We start from the raw sequence: 20,144 nt of genomic DNA on the forward strand, positions 1-20,144 counted from the left end.
CTCAATAGATAAACCCAATGCAGTAATATACCTTTCGCACTTCAAATTTCGGCAGCGCCAGAGGAGGCGCCTGGGTGTCCGATCGATTTTTGCTCCTGCAAAATCGACATTCACGCCATCCATGGCGCTCATAAAGGCTTTGCCAGCATGGAGCTGGCATAGAGCCTACATGGACGTATTCACGGCGTCCTTTAGCGGACACCCAGGCGCCGAATTTTGATCTACGACGGGTATACAATGTTTGTAACTATTCAGCCCTCCGGCAATTATCGCTCCCACGCTCTGCGCTCATCGTTATACATAAGTCAAAAATTACCGTTTTGCAATCTTAGCTAATGAGGCTTCGATACCATTTTTTGTCGCCCAACGTTCCCGACTTCGAAATCGCGATCTGGGGATCGCTCCCACAGAGCATCCGACCCTTTGTGGGAGCGACGCCTTCGTCGCGATTTTCGAAGCCATTGACTTTCAATATCCACTGATTTTTCAAACAGTACCGTTCACAGGTATTCGATAAACTCTGTTTAGCACCTTTACCGGTACTTGTGTATAACGGCGAGCGCTCTGCGTGGGAATGCCTGAGTACCGCTCCAGCGGTACGAGAAGCTCTTGCCCTGCGCTTTTGTCGAAGGGGAGCTTCTCGTACTGCATTCCCAAGCAAAGAGCTTGGGAACGAGCGAAATTGAAGCCCACGCCGCCATTCCCTGCTCCCACTGCTTACTGCTTACTGCTTACTAAATTAAAACTCACACCTTAGTTTTTTTATAGAACCCGTGCTTTCCGCTCTCCTGTTTACCGGGAGCTAAAGGCTTTTCCTTAGGCAAGCCGACCGATTCGAGCAACACATCCAATGTTTTCGATTCTAACTCGTGAAAAGCATGAGATTTTAATCCTTCCGGCATCATCAGCAAACCATAGCGTACGCGCATCAAGCGACTGACGGTTACACCTTGAGATTCCCATAACCGTCTAACCAAACGATTCCGCCCTTCGCTAACAACGACGTGATACCATTTATTAGCGCCTTCCCCGCCGTGAAATTGAATATCGTCGAATTTTGCCGGCCCATCGTCAAGTTCAACACCTTGTTTCAATCGTTCGAGTACCTCATCGGAAACCTCGCCCAAAATCCGCACGGCATATTCTCGATCGACTTGCATCGACGGATGCATCAATCGGTTGGCCAATTCGCCGTTATTGGTCAGCAACAGCAAGCCTGAAGTATTGATATCGAGACGCCCAACCGAAATCCAGCGGCCGACTTGCAACTTAGGTAATTGCGTAAAAACGACCGGCCGGCCTTCCGGATCTTGCCTTGTCACGACCTCACCGACCGGTTTGTGATAAATCAATACTCGGGTAGTTTGATGCGCAAATTTTTCCCAATGAACAACTCGGCCATTAAGCTGCAGATGATCGCCGTTTTGGATTCTATCACCGAGTTTCGCCTGCACGCCGTTAAGCCTGACTCGCCCCTCTTCTATCCAGCGTTCGATTTCGCGCCTCGACCCCATACCGCCGCGCGCCAAGATTTTTTGTATGCGTTCGCCGGTTCCATCTTGGGGCTTGGTCAATGTTTTTTTCATCGCGACGGGAGCCTCTACTTCATTCTTCCGTACTTTGGACGAAGGTCTCGACTTCTGCTTTAAATTCGGTTTCCTTCCCTTGTTCTGTGACTTCTGGTCGGTTGTTTTCTTGCTGTTCACTCTGTTCCTGCATTAGTTGCTGATTACTGGCTACCGATAAATCCAATTCTTTGATTTCCTGTAATGTCGGAAGCTCATGCAAGGAAGATAAATCGAAATAGTCCAAAAATTGTTTAGTCGTACCATACAGCGCTGGGCGTCCCGGCACTTCTTTATGCGCAATAATCCTGATCCATTCGCGTTCGAGAAGCGTGCGAATGATATTCGAACTGACCGCAACACCGCGAATATCTTCGATATCGCCTCTCGTAACCGGCTGTCGGTAGGCAATAATCGCCAGCGTCTCCAACAAAGCTCTGGAATATCTAGGCGGTTTTTCCTCAAATAAGCGTCCGACCCAAAATGATAATTCCGGCTTAACCTGAAAACGGTAACCGCTAGCGACTTTTTTCAAGGCTACAGGCCGCGTTGCGTAATCTTCAACAATCTCGTCAACGGCTTTTTGCAGCGTTTCGATTTCAGGTTGTTCGAGTTCGGGAAAAGTTTGCTGGAGTTGTTTGACCGTCATCGGTTTATCCGATGCGAATAATAGAGCTTCGACGATTCGTTTGATATCCACGAGAGTTGCTAGAAAGTTGCTTTTTTTAAGACTATACGTATTGTTAAATTTTTTCTCGCGCAGATGCGAAAGGGCGTAGAGGTGGTTTTACGAATTCGGTAATTCAACCCCTTCTGCGGGACGAATTATTTAACCCGTCCCCAACGTTTCGGTTTGTCCCCAAATATCTTGGATTGCGTTAGCAGGGTCGAAACATTTAAGACGGGGTTGCAACCCATACGCATCAAGCTAAAAACGGCCACCCCATATCTCGCTCTTTCCTAAGCTCCAGCTTGGGAAAGACACTCCGGAAGCTCCAGCTTCATGAGACCGACACAAGCTCCGCACATTCTTAATCAACCCCGACCTTCTCGTTCAATCTTCTTTGTTTGTCGGGAAGCTAGAGCTTCCTGATCAGGTTACCCAAGCTGGAGCTTGGGTAACAGCAAAATTCCTCTGCGCCTTTGCGCGAGAATCTTATTAAATCTTAAGCACTTGCAGCAACCGCTCTGACCACGATTTCGGTCAAAGGTTCGTGTTGAATGATTTCGATTAAGCCTTCTTTACTGAGCTCGAGAATGGCCAAAAAAGTTACGACGACGCCATGGCGTCCTTCTTGAGTCAGAAACAATCGATTAAAAATGACGCCTTCCCCGCCTTTGAGTCTCTCCAGGACACTCGACATGCGCTCTCGAACCGATAATGGCTCCTTAATAATGTGATGATGGCTTAATTGGTCGGCACGCTTTAATACGTCTTGCAAAGCCAATAACATTTCCCGCAATTGAATATCAGGTAACGGGCGTTCGATTTCAATCATCGATACATCGGCCTTGGCAATAAACAGATCCCGCTCCAGCCTCGACATGCCATCAATGTCCTCGGCCGCCTTTTTAATGACCTCATATTCCTGCAATCTTCGGATCAATAAGGCTCTCGGGTCTTCATCATCCTCTTCTTCGGCGACCTGCCTAGGCAGTAACATGCGCGATTTAATTTCGGCCAACAGTGCCGCCATGACTAGATATTCGGCGGCTAATTCGAGCCTAAGCTCGGTCATCATATCGATGTAACCGATGTATTGCCGAGTAATCTGCGCGATCGGAATATTCAGAATATCGAGATTCTGCCTCCGGATCAGATAGAGCAACAAATCCAGCGGTCCTTCAAAGGTATCGAGAAAGACACGCAATGCATCGGGCGGTATGTAAAGATCCTCGGGGAATTCCATGAACGGCGCGCCCTGAACAATAGCCAAGACTTTCTCAACCGGGGCCAAAACTTCCGCTTGCGCTACTTGCATCGTCAATAGATCACCTTAACCGAAAACCGATCAAAACTCTCATCCCAACCCAGCTAATGAAAAAAACATATTTTGCGCCAAAAACATCGGATAACCCAGTATGACATTCAATGTACCGGTGAATAACATCAGCAATAATATCAAAAAACCGTAACGCTCTAATTTGTTGTATTGCCAAGCCCATCGGTTCGGCAAAATGCCGGATACAACGCGACTGCCATCCAAAGGCGGTATCGGTATCAGATTAATCAGTGCCAGCACCAGATTGATCGATATCCCCGCAATACCCCAATAGATCATCGGCAGTGTCATGAAATCGACATTGATCATGACGCCCACTCGAGCGATCAACGCCCACCCCACAGCCATCAGTAAATTCGATACCGGACCCGCCAATGCGACGATGGCCATATCCTGCCGCGGATTCTTGAAATTTCGCGCATCGACGGGTACCGGCTTGGCCCAGCCGAATATAAAACCGGTTCCGGTCAATAACAATATGCCGGGCAGAAGAATCGTACCGACCGGGTCGATGTGTTTCAAAGGGTTCAAGGTCAATCGACCGAGCATTTTAGCGGTATTGTCGCCGTATTTTTTTGCGACCCAACCGTGAGCGGTTTCATGCACGGTAATCGCGAAAATCACCGGAATAACCCAGACGATAATACGCTGGATCAAAGACAATTCGTTCATCATAGAGGGATTTCTCGGTTAGTCCAACATCGGCGCTTGGCCTTTTCCTTGCCTGATAATTTCGAGATTTTTTCCCGAACATTCAATAATTGTAGTCGGTTCGTCCGGCACGATACCGGCATCGATTACGAGATCGAGTTCATGCTCGAGCCGATCGCGAATTTCATAGGGATCGGTTAGAGCCGACGACTCGCCCGGCAAGACCAGCGTCGAGCTGAACAACGGCTCTCCAATAGTCTCCACGAGTAATGAGGCGATCGCGTGATCAGGCACCCGAATGCCTATGGTTTTTTTCTTAGGATGTTGCAAGCGGCGCGGCACTTCTCGCGTAGCATTCAGGATAAAAGTGAACGGCCCTGGCGTCAATGCCTTGATCAACCGATAGGCGTCGTTATCGATTTTGGCAAAATTCGACACCTGCGTTAGATCCTGACAGATCAAGGTAAAATTGTGTTTATCGTCCAATTGCCTAATTCTACGAATTTTGTCCAGCGCCTGCTTATCGTCCATTTGACAGGCAATCGCATAGGACGAGTCGTTCGGATAGGCAATCACTCCACCATGCTGCAAGATCTCGACTGCTCGATTGATTAACCGTTGCTGCGGATTCTCGGGATGAATTTGAAAAAATTGCGCCATAGTATGCGTGCTTGAAATAAATTCGGCCATTATACCCGATTATCGCTCCGATTCTTTTTTTGCGACTTTATCGCGCAAATATACCGGCATTGCCTGTTCGACCGGTACGGCTTGATTCAAGTTGAAACTTCGCGCGCCGAGCAGTGCTATCGCCGAAGCTTTCGGCAAAGGCGTGTCGTCGACGCCGGCAAGCCAAGCATTCAAGCGCTCGTCCAATGCTTCACGGTAGGTTTTCCAGCCGCTACCGATGCCGTAGCCTTTTATTTCGGGGAAGTCGACGTTTTCAGCGGACCCTACCGACTCGGAGCCGAGCAATTCGGCAAACCCCTGGTCGTTTTTACGGTAAACACCCCAAAACACCTCGCCCATACGTGCATCCATACAGGCAAAAACCACGTCCCGGTCCGCGTGTTCAAAATAATTCTGAGCCAAGGCCGCCAGCGTCGAAACCGGAGCGACAAGCAAGTCTAAACCTAATGCAATACCTTGAATCACGCCGGTCGCAATTCTGACGCCGGTAAAAGACCCGGGGCCCCGGCCGAACGCGAGTCCGTCCAAATCCTGAGGCACGAACCCCGCCTCAGCCATCAGCGAATCAATCATCGGTAAGATCAATTGCGTATGTGTTCGCGGCGCCAGTTCAAAGCGTTCCAAGATTTCGCCATCGATATATAAGGCGGCCGAACAAGCTTCGGTCGCGGTATCTACTGCCAATAACTTCATGCATTTTGCTCGTTTTGAAAAAAAGCCCGGACATCCTCGATATCTCGAGTTCGCCGCATCGGCGGTACGCTGTCGAGAAACATTTGTCCATAAGCGCGTTTTAAGAGCCGCGGATCGCAGACCAGCAACACCCCGCGATCGCTGACATCGCGAATCAAGCGGCCGACGCCTTGTCTCAATGCGATCACCGCGGCCGGAATCTGGTATTCAAAAAAGGGATTCAAACCTTGCCGCTCCATCGCGCCGAGTCGAGCCTTCAAGACCGGGTCGCTCGGCGAGGCGAACGGCAATTTATCGATAATCACACACGACAAAGCCTCGCCTCGCACATCGACGCCCTCCCAAAAACTAGCCGTGCCCAGTAAAATAGCATTACCGGACCGTTTGAATTCATCCAACAAAATTGCTTTCGGCCGACTGCCTTGCACCAGCAACGGATATTTGATTTTTTGTCTCAATAGCAATTCCGCCTCTTTCAAGGCGCGATGACTCGTAAACAAAAAAAACGCCCGCCCCCGGCTCGCTTCGAGCACCGGCAACGCAAATTCGACGATCGTCCGGGTAAAGTTCGGATCGGCCGGTTTCGGCAAACCTTTCGGATGATAAAACAAGGATTGCTCGGCGTAATCGAACGGACTTTCCCAACTGAACCCCTCGGCATTCGCAAGCCCCAAACTTTTCGCGAAATGCTCGAATTTATTTGCAACACTCAGCGTCGCCGAGGTAAATACCCAGGTCGCCTTATGCTGCTGCATAAAGGCACGGAATTCGGAGGCAATGTCAATAGGCGTTCGACTGAGCGTGAAGGTCTTTTTATGGGTTTCGTACCAGCGTATCCATTTGCCGTCGTTCTCTTCGAGAATGGCCCGTAGTTGGTGCCCTAGTTCTTCTGCGCGTTTGAAACAAGACTCCAACCCCTTAGTCTTGACCGACGCCAATTCCAATTGCACGGTCAAACGTTGAAGTTGTTCCTGCAATTCAGAAAGGCCCGAAGAAATTTTCGGATGGGTCTCGATTTCGCGCCACTCGCCTCTTTTTAGCTCAATGCCGAATGCCAAGCGCAAATCCTTAATTTGGTGCTCCAGATCGTCGCATGCGGTGCGTAACTCGGGTAGATCGGTCGCATCCTTGAAATACTCAACCAAAGTATCCTTCGCCAAATCGCTTAATTGTCGGGCGCCGACCGTAATACCCAAAAAGTTAGAGGCGGTATCGGCCAATTGATGCGCCTCATCGATGATCACGATTTCGGCATCAGGCAACAACTCGCCGAAGCCGATCTCGCGAATCGACCAATCCGCGCACAACAAATGGTGATTGATGACCAGCACATCGGCTTCCTGGGCTTTTTTACGCGCCTTGACCAGAAAACACTTTTCGTAATCGGGACAATCCTGACCGAGACAATTATCGGCGGTCGAGGTCGCCTGAAACCACACCGGGTCGCTTTCCGGCACGTCCGGCATTTCTGCGACATCGCCCGATTTCGTTCGGTTGGACCATGATTTAATTTTAGTCAGCGACGCCGCATCGTCCTTACTGAAACCCAAGGTCGAATTGAGTGCGTTGCCGAGCCGATAAATACACAAATAATTGCTACGACCTTTCAGCAGAGCGGCCGCAAACGGCACGCTCATCGCTTTGCGAATGACAGGAATGTCGTTGTTAAACAATTGATCCTGGAGATTTTTGGTGCCGGTCGATACGATCGCTTTGCGCCCCGATAGAATCGCAGGTACTAGGTAAGCAAAAGTTTTCCCGGTGCCGGTGCCGGCTTCGGCGATCAAATGACGCTCTTGCTCGACCGCATCCCGAACCGCACAAGCCATTTCAACCTGCGCAGCGCGCGGCAAATAACCGGGAATAACTTTCGATAGCGGCCCGTCGCCGGCAAAAAACGCTTCCAATTCGTTCACAAGATCGTTTTATTGTTCAAGTTTGCCGAGTCTGATTTCGATATCCTTGATTTTTTTCAGTAATCCCGGCAATTTAGTCAATGCAGCCAACTCTTTCCAAGCGACTTTTCTTTCTTTCGCGGGACTGCCAAAGACCTGCGTAGCCGGTGCAATATCGTTCGATACGCCGGAGCGCGCCATCACGACCGCATGATGGCCGATTTTGACATGGTCGGCGATACCTGCGCTGCCAGCCAGAATCGCATTGTCTTCGATCGTGCAAGAACCCGAAATACCGGTTTGCCCGCAAATAATCACATTATTACCGATCGTGTTGTTATGGCCGATTTGCACCAGATTATCGATCTTCGACCCCGAACCGATCACGGTAGAACCTAATGTGCCTCGATCGATGCAGGTATTCGCGCCGATCTCGACATCGTCCTCGATTATGATATTGCCGACATGCGGCACTTTGATCTGTTGCTCATTGCGTTGCTTATAACCGAAACCGTCCGCGCCGATCACAGCGCCGGCGTGAATTACGACATTGTTACCGATACGACTGTGATCGTAAATCACGGCATTCGGATGAATACGACAATTAACTCCTAATATGACGTCATTGCCGATATAGGCGCCGTTAAGAATCTCGCAACCCTCGCCGATCAAACAACCTTCGCCGACACTTACGAACGGCGCAATATAGACGTTATGAGCGATCATTGCCGAATCGGCAATACAGGCACGCTCCGAAATTTGTTTAGGAAACTCCAATGACGGGTAAAGCAGGTGAATCGCTTTGATGAAACTAATCTCGGGATCTTTGCAAATCAGCAGTGCCATTTGCTCCGGCGGATTTTCGTGAAGTGTTTCGCGTTTGATAAAACAAGCGGCTGCCCGGGAATTGGACAAATATTGTGCATATTTGGGATCGTTCAAGATGGTAATTTGTCCAGCGGCAGCCGACTTGATATCGGCCGCCGAAGTAATAGAACACTGCTTGTCTCCGCCGACAATTTCCGCATCACAATGCTTGGCCAACTCTTCTAGGATTAATGTCATAAATAAATGATTAATTGAATAATAAATTTAAGGCTTTTCGCGTTTGATGTTCGGATTATAACCGAATAGTGAATAGTGAACAGTGAGAAGTGAGCGGCGAGTGGTGCGCAGTAAGTGGTCCGTATGCAGCGCCAGCGGAATACGGGGCATTCGTGGCCTCGCCCATCCCGGATTGCGCTGCGCTCCATCCGGGCTACGCTGCTTTTCACCTTTCACCTTTCACCTTTTCCCCTTAAATAAACATTTTCATTCTGTGTTTGACGTTATTTTAGGTTAGAATAGCCAGTTTTTTGAAACTGGATGAGAAAAAGATTACGCCGGAACTTTCGGATTCTCATCAGTACCCGGCTTCGGCTTGCTGCGATATCCGAATTCCAGCCATTCGTTGCAGGGAAAAGCCTACTTTCAGGACAATATCTTGGGAGTCCGTCGAAAAAAATTTTTAATGCCTTAACCTTTAGAGTAACAACATGACAGACCTATCGCATTACAGAAACATCGGCATCTTCGCTCACGTCGATGCTGGCAAAACCACGACTACCGAGCGTATCTTAAAACTCACCGGAAAAATCCATAAACTAGGCGAAGTTCACGAAGGCGAATCGACCATGGACTTCATGGATCAAGAAGCCGAACGCGGCATCACGATTCAATCCGCGGCAACCACTTGTTTCTGGAAAGACCACCGTTTCAACATCATCGATACTCCCGGTCACGTTGACTTCACAATTGAAGTTTACCGCTCACTGAAGGTTCTCGACGGCGGCGTCGGCGTTTTCTGCGGTTCCGGCGGCGTGGAGCCTCAATCGGAAACCAACTGGCGTTATGCAAATGATTCTAAGGTTGCCCGTGTCATTTATGTCAACAAACTAGACCGTATCGGCGCCGATTTCTACCGTGTCGTCAAACAGGTTGAAAAAGTTTTAGGTGCAAACCCTATCGTCATGACCCTGCCGATCGGAACCGAAGATCAGTTTGTCGGCGTTGTCGACTTATTGACTGAAAAAGCTTGGGTCTGGGATAACTCCGGCGATCCGTTGAATTACGAGATTCAAGACATCCCTGCCGACATGCTTGAAGACGTTAAAACATGGCGCGCGGAATTGATCGAAAAAGCGGTCGAGCAAGACGATGACGTCATGGAAAAATACCTGGAAGGCGAAGAGCCCGATATCGACACACTGAAACGCTGCATCCGCAAAGGCACGATCGAACTGAACTTATTCCCGACCTATTGCGGCTCGTCGTTCAAAAACAAAGGCGTGCAATTAGTTCTGGACGCGGTCGTCGACTATTTGCCAAGCCCTACCGAAGTCAACCCGCAACCTGAAGTCGATTTGGAAGGCAACGAAACCGGTAATTTTGCTATCGTCGACCCAAACCGTCCTCTGCGTGCACTGGCGTTCAAAATCATGGACGACCGTTACGGCGCATTGACCTTCATTCGCATTTATTCAGGTCAATTGGGGAAAGGCACGACCGTACTGAATACCTTTACCGGCAAAACCGAACGTATCGGCCGTATCGTAGAAATGCATGCCGATTCGCGCGAAGAAGTTGAATCTGCGCAAGCCGGCGACATCGTCGCGGTATTGGGCATGAAAAACGTCCAAACCGGACATACTTTGTGCGATCCGAAAGATCCGGCTACATTAGAGCCGATGGTATTCCCCGACCCGGTCATCTCAATGGCGGTCGCGCCGAAAGACAAAGGTGCGTCCGAAAAATTGGGCGTTGCGCTGGGCAAAATGATCCAAGAAGATCCGTCTTTCCGCGTCGAAACCGATATCGACAGCGGCGAAACGATCCTGAAAGGCATGGGCGAACTGCATCTCGATATCAAGGTTGACATTCTGCGCAGAACGCACGGCGTCGATGTCATCGTCGGCAAACCGCAAGTGGCCTACCGAGAAACCATCACGCAACGCGTCGAAGACAGCTACACGCATAAAAAGCAATCGGGCGGTTCCGGTCAATACGGGAAAATCGATTATTTCATCGAACCGGGCGAACCGGGCAGCGGCTTCGTTTTCGAATCGAAAGTTGTCGGCGGTAACGTACCGAAAGAATACTGGCCTGCCATTCAAAAAGGTTTTGAATTGAGCATGGGCAAAGGCGTACTGGCCGGTTACCCTTGCTTGGACTTTAAAGTCACACTGGTCGACGGCGCCTTCCATGCGGTCGACTCATCGGCCATTGCGTTCGAAATCGCCGCGAAAGCCGCTTATCGTCAATCGATTCCGAAAGCCGGCCCGCAATTAATCGAGCCGATCATGAAAATCGACGTATTCACCCCGGAAGATCATGTCGGTGACGTGATCGGCGACTTGAACCGCCGCCGCGGTATGATCAAATCTCAAGAAGCCGGCGTAACGGGCGTTCGCATCAAGGCCGAAGCGCCGTTAAGCGAAATGTTCGGTTATATCGGCGACTTGCGTACGATGACTTCAGGTCGCGGACAATTCTCGATGGAATTCTCGCATTATCTGCCGTGCCCGAAAAATGTAGCGGACGAAGTCATTAAGGAAACTTTAGAGCGCAACGCGAAAAAGTAAATATCCTTTATTTTAATGATTGCCGGACGAGTCATTCGTCCGGCAATTTATTTTTACTCTCCTCTCCTCTCCTTATCGCATTCATGTCCGGCAGCTTCAGCCGATAATCTTTTGCTCTTCCATCAGAATATTAGTAAGCTCGGCATCATCCCTCTATCAGGAACACAGCCGTGGCTCATTCATCCTATCGGGAACGCCTGCTTGCACTTTCCGACCGTCTCATTCAAATTCAAAAACCCATTCAAATCCTCGATTCAATTAAATGGCCGCGCAATTTTCGCGAGCAATTTTTCGCCGGCGACTCTCAATTTCTACCGCCCGCCGACCGTGAGTTCTATCAAGATCAAGCGCTAAGCTTCGACGCAGTAAACGTATACGCCGCGCTGAAGGACTTAAGTCGAGACATTACTAAAAACTTGGGACACAACGATTCGCTCGGCTCGATTCTGCAAGATACGGTTAGTCAATACATGCGCGTGATCGATTTATTACATAGCCGCGGCACTCCCGATTTTTTAATCCATAGCCATGCACTTTACGGTTCGGCGCGAGATCATTTACTCGGCGACAATAAAACCCTTTTGGAACTCGGTGAACGATTATGCGCCATTTTTTCGTTGCCCGGGGCCAAACATCTTAACCGCGCTCACCCGAAAGAAATAAATGCCGAAACCGCAGTACTGTCGCTGAGGCAACGCCTATCAAGCCATTTCGACGACGGCGCCTTGAGCGTCGTTTTGAGTGATGGCATCGTTTCCGATGCCTCGGCCGGAGGAGACAAAATCAAGATTAATAATAACGCTTGGTTTTCCGAGCTCGATTTGAAAGTCTTGGAGGTGCATGAAGGCTGGGTGCATGTCGGAACCACATTAAACGGAAGATTGCAACCTTGGGCCACCTGGCTTAGCGTCGGTTCGCCGCGCATCACCGCGACACAAGAAGGTTTGGCCGTTTTGATCGAAACCCTAACGTTCAGCTCTTTTCCCGATCGCGCCCGACGCATCAGCGACCGAGTCATTGCGATCGACCTGGCCGAACAAGGCGCCGATTTCATTGAAGTTTACCGTTACTTCCTGGAGCGGGATGTAAGCCCTCATGACAGTTACACGATCGCTCAGCGAGTGTTTCGCGGCGGCATGGTCGAAGGTGGCGCTTGTTTCACAAAAGACCTATCCTATGTCCGAGGCTTTATCGAATTAGTCAATTTCATCCGTAGCGCAACGCTGGAAGGCTTGCCGGAACTGTTGCCAATGCTGTTCGCCGGCAAGGTCACGCTGGACGACATCCCTATACTTTATGAACACTACTTAGATGGCTTAATTGCAGAGCCAAAGTACCTGCCACCCATGTTTAGGGATCTAAACGGTCTTTATGTCTGGTTCGGTTTTGCCTCGGGCATCGCGCAAATCAACATCGAAAATGTACAGGCTCATTTCAATCAGCTATTTCAAAATCTACCGAGAACGCCGGATCAAGCGTCTGAAGATACCGAAATCGATTAATACGAAACATCACACCTAAACTCCATAATCTATTGGGTAAGATCAAGCGCTGGATTAACGCCATTCATGGGGTAACAAAGGGTATATAATACTTCGGCGCTTCTGTGGTTAGATGCTTTTCTTTTAGAATTATCAGAAATCGATGCATTGATGCATTGATGCAAAATCGTAATAAAATGCAGCTAATTTTCCTTGGTTTGTAATTCGTAATACTATAGCGCTTTAAATTTACTTTTCCCGGAGATTTTTCATGCACAACAGGTGTCCGCTGTCACTACTATTTTTCTTGTTTTGTTTGGTCACGACTTTGTACCCGCTTAATGCCGCAGCCAACCTGACCCCGCCTCAACAAATCATCCAAAACAGCTCGGATAGAATCCAACAGACCCTCAGTCAGCCGCTTTATCGCAACGATTTTGCCAGAGCCACGCAATTTGTCGATGGCGTAGTCGGCGATTTCGTAGACATGGAGAGAGTCGCGATTTTGGTTTTAGGTCGGCATATCCGTCAAGCCACTCCAACTCAAAGACAACAATTTATAAAAGAATTCAGAACATTACTGGTACGAACTTATACTAAGGCATTTCAAGAATATACCGACTGGCAGATTACTTTCGCACCCCAGATCAGCGGTGAAGATCCAACCAGAACCATTGTCCGAACCATCGTCGATCAACCGGGCCAGCAACCTATAAACATTAACTATCGCATGATGAAAAACAGAAGCGGCGAATGGAAAGTTTTCGATATCCTGATCGAGGGCGTCAGTCTCGTCACTAACTACCGATCGACTTTCAATCGAGAAATTACCCAAACGGGATCTATCGATGGCGTTATCAAGATGTTGGTCGATCGTAACAGACGCTAAGTCCACTTAAGTAATGAGCCGATCGAGAGTCAAGCGAATCCAACGCCCTCTCTTTTCGGTCTTTACTGTCGCTCTGAAAAACAAAAAATAATGCCATGCAACTTGCAATCACCGTACTTGGAAAACGTCAGTCTCAATATATCGAACCTATCCTAGCCGCCGTTAGCCGGTGTAAGTGTAGTATCGCTGAAATACGGTCGACCGACTTGACCGAATCTACAGCAGCCTATATGTTAATCGAAGGTAATTGGAACCATATTGCCAAACTCGAAAATCTACTCGAAACGCTGCAAAAACAACTAAAAATTCACATTCATAAAGCACGACAAGAAAAATCGGGGACACCCAAATCCGGCCTGCCCTATACTCTCGAAGCGATGAGTCTGGATCAAAACGATATCATCCTGTCTATCGTAACCTTTCTAGTGGAACGTAACATCGCAATAGAGGAAATCAAAGCCTACCGCTACCCCGCTGCCTATATTCAAACACCGGTTTTTTCGACACAGCTCATCATTATCATTCCATCGGAACAACGTTTGTTGCAACTTCGCGAGGATTTCCTCGATTTTTGCGATCAGCTGAATCTCGATGCCATTCTCGAACCCATTAAACGCTAACTGATTATTATGACAACGCTTAGCATAGGCACCGCCATGCCCGATTTCGAAGCCGCCTCAACCGGCGATAAAAGCATAACGCTTTCCGACTTTTTAGGAAAAAATGTTGTTATCTACTTTTATCCAAAAGATAACACGCCCGGATGTACGCAGGAAGGCATAGCCTTCCGCGACCATATTGACGAATTTAACGCATTTAATACCGTTATTCTCGGCGTTTCACGAGATTCGGTTAAAGTTCACGAGGGTTTCAAGTGCAAACAGGCATTCCCGTTCGACTTGCTGTCCGATCAAGATGAAACCCTGTGCAACTTGTTTGGCGTCATTAAAATGAAGAACATGTACGGCAAGCAAGTCCGAGGCATCGAACGCAGCACTTTTTTGATCGATGAGCAAGGCATCCTAAGACATGAGTGGCGCGGCGTAAAAGTCAAAAACCATGCCGCAGAAGTCCTGCAAGAACTCAAGATCTTGACACAATAATATAATCATCGCATCAAATTCGGTTTTTTTCTTGCACCCCCCCGCCCTCCCGAGGGAACGAATGTGCCGAAACTTGAAGTGCGAAAGGTATAATTAATGAATATTCAAAGCTCACCAAAACTCAAATTGTTCGTACTAGACACTAACGTGCTGATGCACGATCCCGCCGCGATTTTCCGTTTTCAGGAACACAACATATTTATTCCGATGGTCGTTCTCGAAGAACTCGATCATAGTAAAAGAGGACTATCAGAAGTCGCCCGAAACGTCCGTCAGGTCAGCCGTTTTTTGGACGAACTAATTCAAGGCGCTACGTCCGAATCGATTGAAGAAGGTTTTCCTCTCTCGCGTATCGAACACGCCCCCGATAGCGACATACAGTTCGGACGTCTTTATTTCCAGACTCGCCAACTCACTTCAATGCTTCCCGACTCGATGCCTGGCCATATTGCCGACAATTCGATTCTGGTCGTCGTGCTGGCTTTAACGCAAAAATACCCCGATACCAATATCACCCTAGTGTCGAAAGACATCAATATGCGCATCAAGGCGGCGGCGCTGGGCTTACATGCCGAGGATTACCATAACGACCAAACACTTGACGATATCGAACTACTGTATCGAGGGTCAGCCGCCCTCGAGTCGGATTTCTGGGATATCCATGGCAGTAAGATGGAATCTTGGCAGGAAAACGACCGAACATTTTACAAACTGCAAGGACCTCTTGTTAGCGAATGGTATCCGAATCAGTATTTATATATGGATAACGACAGCGACTTCGAAGCCATCGTCAGAAGCTGCGACGGTAAAAGCGCTGTACTCGAACTGGCGCACGACTACCGAACGCCTCATAACAATATATGGGGAATCACTGCCAAAAACCGCGAACAGAATTTTGCGCTTAACGTTCTGCTCGACCCTGAGATTGACTTCGTAACACTTTTAGGCACTGCTGGCACCGGTAAAACCCTATTGGCATTGGCAGCTGGTCTCGAATTAACGCTGGAAGAAAAAATCTATAACGAAATCATCATGACTCGGGAAACCATTCCGGTCGGAGAAGACATCGGCTTTTTGCCCGGTACCGAAGAAGAAAAAATGGCGCCGTGGATGGGGGCTTTAATGGACAATCTGGAACTATTAGGTAGCCGCTCGGGACACAACGAATGGCAACAAGGCGCGACCAGCAACCTTGTTATGAACCGGATCAAAATTAGGTCGCTCAACTTCATGCGCGGCCGCACCTTTCTAAACCGCTATTTGATCATCGACGAAGCGCAAAATCTGACTTCCAAACAAATGAAAACGTTGATCACCCGAGCCGGCCCCGGGACTAAAATCATTTGTATCGGTAACCTAGGTCAAATCGATACACCCTATTTGACGGCCACCACATCGGGACTCACTTATATTGTCGACCGTTTCAAGACCTGGCCGCATGCCGCGCACATCACCTTGAAACAAGGCGAAAGATCCCGTCTAGCCGATTATGCATCGGAGATTCTATAAGCCTAACGATCTTAAATATGCATGGCGGGCTTTGCAACCCCGTCATGCATAACCGTAGGATGGGTAGCAGCGAAACGGAAATCCATCGCTATTCTTCATTCCCTTTCAAAATGCCGTATTCAATCCGCTATCGCCGACTTTAGGCCAAGCTCTAATCACCGCTTTAACCACGGTAGCGAGCGGAATGGCGAAAAATACCCCCCAAAACCCCCACAAGCCGCCGAAAAACAAAATAGCAACGATAATTGCAACCGGATGTAAATTGACCGCTTCGGAAAACAGCAAGGGAACTAGTACGACCCCATCCAATGTCTGAATGACTGCATAAGCAATCAAAACATACATAAACTCATCCGTAGTCAATCCCCATTGGAAAAATGCCACTCCCAATACCGGAATAGTAACCAAGGTAGCGCCGACATAAGGAATAATCACCGACAGTCCTACCAGAAAGGAAAGCAAGACGGCGTAATTCAGGTTCATCGATGAAAAAGTAATATAACAAGCCGACATCAAAATAATGATTTCAGCGAACTTACCTCTTATATAGTTGCCGATCTGGCTGTTCACTTCCATCCACACGTTTTGAGTCAACAATCGGTCCCGCGGCATAAACTGTCCGACCCAGCCGACTATGATCGATTTGTCCTTCAAAAAAAAGAACACCATCATCGGCACCAAAAACAAATAAACGATTGCCGTCATAATCCCGACCAACGATGCAGCCGACATTGTGACCAACTCCTGACCATAACTCAACAATTTTTCTTGAATAATCAACGTAATTTCCTTGACCCTTTCCTTAGATAACAACTGAGGATACAACTCCAGCATTCTAATGATTTCACGCTGAATTCTTTTAATGATTTCAGGAAGATGATTAACGAACGCAAAAGCTTGCTCCGACAGCATCGGTATCAAGATAAAAATCAAAAACCCGAATACGGCTATAAATCCTATAAAAACCATATGCACGGCGACCAAGCGCGGCATTTTGAGCGACACAGCCTTTTGCACCAGTCCTTCTAATAAATAGGCAATCACTACCGCAGCAAATACCGGCATCAGAAAATCGGATAACGACACCACCAAAACCAAACTTAACAGAATGATGATTAGCAGCGCCATTGCCTGAGAATTAGGCAGAATACGTTTTAAACTATTCTTGAGAAAATCGAAATAAGAAAAGTCGGCTTGTGAAGTCATTATTTATCTAATAGTTATTATTATTCTCCGGACATTCTACCGGATGTCAGCCAAGCTTTGTTATTATACTTTTCGCACTACAAATTTCGGCGATGCTTAAGGATAGTGAATAGTGAATAGTGAATAGTGAATAGTGAATAGTGAATAGTGAATAGTGAATAGTGAATAGTGAATAGTGAAATGATGCAGGATTTTTCCCGCTTGTCAAGCGCCGATTTCACCTTTCACCTTTCACCTTTCACCTTTCACCTTTCACCTTTCACCTTTCACCTTTCACCTTTCACCTTTCACCTTTCACCTTTCACCTTTCACCTTTCACCTTTCACCTTTCACCTTTCACCTTTCACCTTTCACCTTTCACCTTTCACCTTTCACCTTTCACCTTTCACCTTTCACCTTTCACCTTTCACCTTTCACCAATTTACTTCGCGCCTCAAAAACCATAATACTCCGAGCCTCGACAGCACAGGCCAAACCTACCCAAACGGATTGATCGGACCTCTCGACAGCATCCAAAGGCGGTAGTTGCGCGGTATCGATCGCAAGATGCCAAAACCGGTCGGAAACCGGGGGTAATTGCGCGGCGATTTTATGATCCGACATGTTTAATAAGACATACAAGTCTTCTTCGTCGACGGTTAAACCCGCCAACATAAAAGCTAAAAACCGGACCTGCTCATCATCCCATGCCGGCTCACCGAGGTCTGCATCATGCCAAACGATATCCGGAAGATTGCGCGCCGGAATAATCTCGCCGGTCAAAAAACTGCTACGATTCAGGCTAGCATGACGGCGCCTCAAGGCAATCAATTCTTTGACAAAACGAAGCATATCGCTATTTTTTTCAACGAGATGCCAATCGAACCAGGAAATTTCGTTATCCTGGCACCAAGCATTATTATTGCCGCCTTGAGTACGCAGCACTTCATCACCGGCGTTTAACATCGGCACCCCTTGACTTAACATCAACAAACTCAACACATTTTTGGCTTGCTGCCGGCGCAACTCATTAATTTTTCGGTTGAACGTTTCGCCTTCGACGCCGCAATTCCAACTCAGGTTATCGTCGGTGCCGTCCCGATTCCCCTCGCCATTCGCTTCGTTATGCTTATGCTCATAAGTTACCCAATCGTGCAACGTAAAACCGTCATGACACGTCACAAAATTGATACTGTTCACCGGCAAACGATCGCCGTCCGCATAGAGATCGCTACTGCCGGCAATGTTGGTGGCGACAGCCCCGATTAAACCCGGATCGCCCCTGACGAAGCGGCGAATTACATCACGGTATCGACCGTTCCATTCCGACCAGGTCATTCCGGGAAAGGCACCGACTTGATAGAGCCCTTCGGCATCCCATGCTTCGGCAATCAAAGGTAATTCGGATAATAGCCTGGACGATTCGATTCGCCATGGCAAAGGCGGATGATCCATCGGCACACCGTTGTCTCCCCGCGCAAACACGCTGGCCAAATCGAAGCGAAATCCGTCGACATGCATCTGCTCAACCCAGTATTCCAGACAATGAACAATGAATGCCGTCACCATCGGATGGTTACAATTGAGAGAATTTCCGCAGCCGCTGAAATCCAGATACCGCCGCCGATCGTCAGCATCGAGGTGATAAAAAATATCGTTCGCCAAGCCCTTGAAATTAATTAACGGCCCCTCTTCATCGCCTTCGGCGGTATGATTGAATACTACATCGAGAATGACGCCGATACCTGACGCATGCAGCGCTTTGACCAATGTTTTAAACTCTTCTTCGTGCGTGCCCAGCTCCGGCGTTATGCAAAAGCCGGGATGCGGACTGTAAAAACTATGCGTACTGTAACCCCAGTAATTTTTAAGCCCTTTGGCTTGAACCCCAGGCGGCACATGCTGTTCGTCGAATGCCATCACCGGTAACAGCTCTACATGTGTGATACCCAAAGCCTGTAAATACGGAATTTTTTCGATTAAGGCGGAAAATGTACCCGGATGACTGGTTTTCGAAGATTTATCTTTGGTAAAGCCTCCAACATGTAACTCATAGATAATTGCCCCTTCGAGCCCGCATTCGATGGACTGCTCACCCTCCCAATCGAATCGGGAGTCGGTAACGACGGCTCGAAACGAATGATGACCAGCTTCATTAGTGGCGCAAGCTAGACTTCGATTCCACATATCATCGGTTACTGCGCGTGCCCAAGGATCAAGCAGTTCCTTGCGGATGTTGAAGCGGCGTCCGCTCTCGGCGGTATCATTCGCACCATCCGTCCGCCAGGTATAATGTGTTCCCAAAGGAAGTTCCTCGACGAACACATGCCAATAAAAATAAGCGCGATGGGATTTACGGTCGAGCGAAATAATCTGAAACGGTTCGGGGCTATCGGCAGCCCTATAAAGCAACAATTCAACTCGGCTCGCATGACGACTGAAAACAGAAAAGTTGATACCGCCGGTCATCGGCGTCGCGCCGGGCGGAAAACGAACTCCGGGACGAAAGCGATAGGATTCGGTTAGTGCAATGCGACTGTCCATACCATTCAACCTGTGCCAGCAAAAATTTCATTATACTTGGATCCAAAAATTTTGCGGGGTTTGCAAAGCTTTTTTCTTAAGTAACTGAAACCGGTCTTATTGCTGGAATTTGTGTGTTATTTAACGTACGCTATCGATATCAGGGAATGCGTAACTCCAGCAATTAAACCCCATGTTTTTTGGGCTACTTTTAATATTCCAGCATAATTTAAGTGGGGATAAACGGCGTCCGTTAATGCCCCCGGCGCCGAATTTTGATCTACGTATAATTTCGATGAAATCGCATGTGGAACAAAGTCGGTTAGCTTTTTGTCAC

16 protein-coding genes are annotated in these 20,144 nt (G+C 48.3%); 6 read left to right on the forward strand and 10 right to left on the reverse strand.

All coding sequences use genetic code 11. The features are described from left to right. Positions 1 to 746: 746 nt before the first annotated feature. From rluB to lpxD, 8 genes are all read right to left on the reverse strand, one after another. The gene (gene rluB / locus ACINK7_RS16400) at positions 747 to 1,586 is read right to left on the reverse strand and encodes a 23S rRNA pseudouridine(2605) synthase RluB (protein ID WP_404356890.1); all 840 of its coding nucleotides are present in this window, start codon (positions 1,584 to 1,586) and stop codon (positions 747 to 749) included. Positions 1,587 to 1,605: 19 nt separating this feature from the next. Beyond that, entirely contained in the window at positions 1,606 to 2,265 is a 660-nt protein-coding gene (scpB, locus tag ACINK7_RS16405) for an SMC-Scp complex subunit ScpB (RefSeq protein ID WP_404356892.1), read from the reverse strand. A 466-nt stretch (positions 2,266 to 2,731) separates the two neighbouring features. Further along, on the reverse strand, positions 2,732 to 3,547 hold the full coding sequence (locus ACINK7_RS16410; protein WP_404361468.1) for a segregation and condensation protein A: 816 nt from the start codon (positions 3,545 to 3,547) through the stop codon (positions 2,732 to 2,734). A gap of 39 nt (positions 3,548 to 3,586) precedes the next feature. After that, positions 3,587 to 4,243, reverse strand: a complete 657-nt coding sequence (locus tag ACINK7_RS16415; protein ID WP_404356894.1) for a site-2 protease family protein — start codon at positions 4,241 to 4,243, stop codon at positions 3,587 to 3,589. A 15-nt stretch (positions 4,244 to 4,258) separates the two neighbouring features. Beyond that, positions 4,259 to 4,879 (reverse strand): L-threonylcarbamoyladenylate synthase, encoded by a 621-nt coding sequence (locus tag ACINK7_RS16420; protein ID WP_404356896.1) that lies wholly within the window; start codon positions 4,877 to 4,879, stop codon positions 4,259 to 4,261. 39 nt (positions 4,880 to 4,918) lie between these two features. Then, positions 4,919 to 5,602: a tRNA (adenosine(37)-N6)-threonylcarbamoyltransferase complex dimerization subunit type 1 TsaB gene (gene tsaB / locus ACINK7_RS16425; RefSeq protein WP_404356898.1), complete on the reverse strand. Its 684-nt coding sequence runs from the start codon at positions 5,600 to 5,602 to the stop codon at positions 4,919 to 4,921. Next, the gene (locus tag ACINK7_RS16430) at positions 5,599 to 7,518 is read right to left on the reverse strand and encodes an ATP-dependent DNA helicase (RefSeq protein WP_404356900.1); all 1,920 of its coding nucleotides are present in this window, start codon (positions 7,516 to 7,518) and stop codon (positions 5,599 to 5,601) included. Before ACINK7_RS16430 ends, tsaB begins: the two co-directional genes overlap by 4 nt. A gap of 9 nt (positions 7,519 to 7,527) precedes the next feature. Beyond that, on the reverse strand, positions 7,528 to 8,562 hold the full coding sequence (gene lpxD, locus ACINK7_RS16435; RefSeq protein ID WP_404356902.1) for a UDP-3-O-(3-hydroxymyristoyl)glucosamine N-acyltransferase: 1,035 nt from the start codon (positions 8,560 to 8,562) through the stop codon (positions 7,528 to 7,530). 470 nt (positions 8,563 to 9,032) lie between these two features. Here lpxD and fusA point away from each other — a divergent pair, with 470 nt between their 5' ends. The 6 genes from fusA (at position 9,033) to ACINK7_RS16465 (ending at position 16,099) form a co-directional block, all read left to right on the forward strand. Beyond that, entirely contained in the window at positions 9,033 to 11,117 is a 2,085-nt protein-coding gene (fusA, locus tag ACINK7_RS16440) for an elongation factor G (RefSeq protein ID WP_404356903.1), read from the forward strand. A gap of 170 nt (positions 11,118 to 11,287) precedes the next feature. Next, positions 11,288 to 12,619 (forward strand): flavohemoglobin expression-modulating QEGLA motif protein, encoded by a 1,332-nt coding sequence (locus ACINK7_RS16445; RefSeq protein WP_404356905.1) that lies wholly within the window; start codon positions 11,288 to 11,290, stop codon positions 12,617 to 12,619. 250 nt (positions 12,620 to 12,869) lie between these two features. Then, on the forward strand, positions 12,870 to 13,487 hold the full coding sequence (locus tag ACINK7_RS16450) for a phospholipid-binding protein MlaC (protein ID WP_404356907.1): 618 nt from the start codon (positions 12,870 to 12,872) through the stop codon (positions 13,485 to 13,487). A gap of 95 nt (positions 13,488 to 13,582) precedes the next feature. After that, the gene (locus ACINK7_RS16455; protein WP_404356909.1) at positions 13,583 to 14,107 is read left to right on the forward strand and encodes a glycine cleavage system protein R; all 525 of its coding nucleotides are present in this window, start codon (positions 13,583 to 13,585) and stop codon (positions 14,105 to 14,107) included. Between the two features lie 9 nt (positions 14,108 to 14,116). Next, positions 14,117 to 14,590, forward strand: coding sequence for a peroxiredoxin (locus ACINK7_RS16460; RefSeq protein WP_404356911.1), 474 nt, complete (start codon positions 14,117 to 14,119; stop codon positions 14,588 to 14,590). Between the two features lie 96 nt (positions 14,591 to 14,686). After that, a complete protein-coding gene (locus ACINK7_RS16465; RefSeq protein ID WP_404356913.1) occupies positions 14,687 to 16,099 on the forward strand; it encodes a PhoH family protein in 1,413 nt (470 codons plus the stop codon). A gap of 105 nt (positions 16,100 to 16,204) precedes the next feature. Here the strand turns inward: ACINK7_RS16465 and ACINK7_RS16470 are convergent, their stop codons facing one another. Both ACINK7_RS16470 and glgX read right to left on the reverse strand, forming a co-directional pair. Next, entirely contained in the window at positions 16,205 to 17,305 is a 1,101-nt protein-coding gene (locus ACINK7_RS16470) for an AI-2E family transporter (protein WP_404356915.1), read from the reverse strand. A gap of 399 nt (positions 17,306 to 17,704) precedes the next feature. Beyond that, a complete protein-coding gene (glgX, locus tag ACINK7_RS16475) occupies positions 17,705 to 19,828 on the reverse strand; it encodes a glycogen debranching protein GlgX (protein ID WP_404356917.1) in 2,124 nt (707 codons plus the stop codon). Positions 19,829 to 20,144: the final 316 nt, after the last annotated feature.

Source organism: Methylotuvimicrobium sp. KM1 (assembly GCF_044788715.1).
In the GTDB taxonomy this organism is placed as follows: domain Bacteria; phylum Pseudomonadota; class Gammaproteobacteria; order Methylococcales; family Methylomonadaceae; genus Methylotuvimicrobium.

Coding starts and splice junctions, on each gene's coding strand:
- ACINK7_RS16455 (WP_404356909.1), top strand. CDS start 13,583: ATGCAACTTGCAATCACCGTACTTGGAAAACGTCAGTCTCAATATATC.
- glgX (WP_404356917.1), bottom strand. CDS start 19,828: ATGGACAGTCGCATTGCACTAACCGAATCCTATCGCTTTCGTCCCGGA.
- fusA (WP_404356903.1), top strand. CDS start 9,033: ATGACAGACCTATCGCATTACAGAAACATCGGCATCTTCGCTCACGTC.
- ACINK7_RS16460 (WP_404356911.1), top strand. CDS start 14,117: ATGACAACGCTTAGCATAGGCACCGCCATGCCCGATTTCGAAGCCGCC.
- ACINK7_RS16420 (WP_404356896.1), bottom strand. CDS start 4,879: ATGGCGCAATTTTTTCAAATTCATCCCGAGAATCCGCAGCAACGGTTA.
- ACINK7_RS16450 (WP_404356907.1), top strand. CDS start 12,870: ATGCACAACAGGTGTCCGCTGTCACTACTATTTTTCTTGTTTTGTTTG.
- ACINK7_RS16410 (WP_404361468.1), bottom strand. CDS start 3,547: ATGCAAGTAGCGCAAGCGGAAGTTTTGGCCCCGGTTGAGAAAGTCTTG.
- tsaB (WP_404356898.1), bottom strand. CDS start 5,602: ATGAAGTTATTGGCAGTAGATACCGCGACCGAAGCTTGTTCGGCCGCC.
- ACINK7_RS16415 (WP_404356894.1), bottom strand. CDS start 4,243: ATGATGAACGAATTGTCTTTGATCCAGCGTATTATCGTCTGGGTTATT.
- lpxD (WP_404356902.1), bottom strand. CDS start 8,562: ATGACATTAATCCTAGAAGAGTTGGCCAAGCATTGTGATGCGGAAATT.
- ACINK7_RS16465 (WP_404356913.1), top strand. CDS start 14,687: ATGAATATTCAAAGCTCACCAAAACTCAAATTGTTCGTACTAGACACT.
- rluB (WP_404356890.1), bottom strand. CDS start 1,586: ATGAAAAAAACATTGACCAAGCCCCAAGATGGAACCGGCGAACGCATA.
- ACINK7_RS16470 (WP_404356915.1), bottom strand. CDS start 17,305: ATGACTTCACAAGCCGACTTTTCTTATTTCGATTTTCTCAAGAATAGT.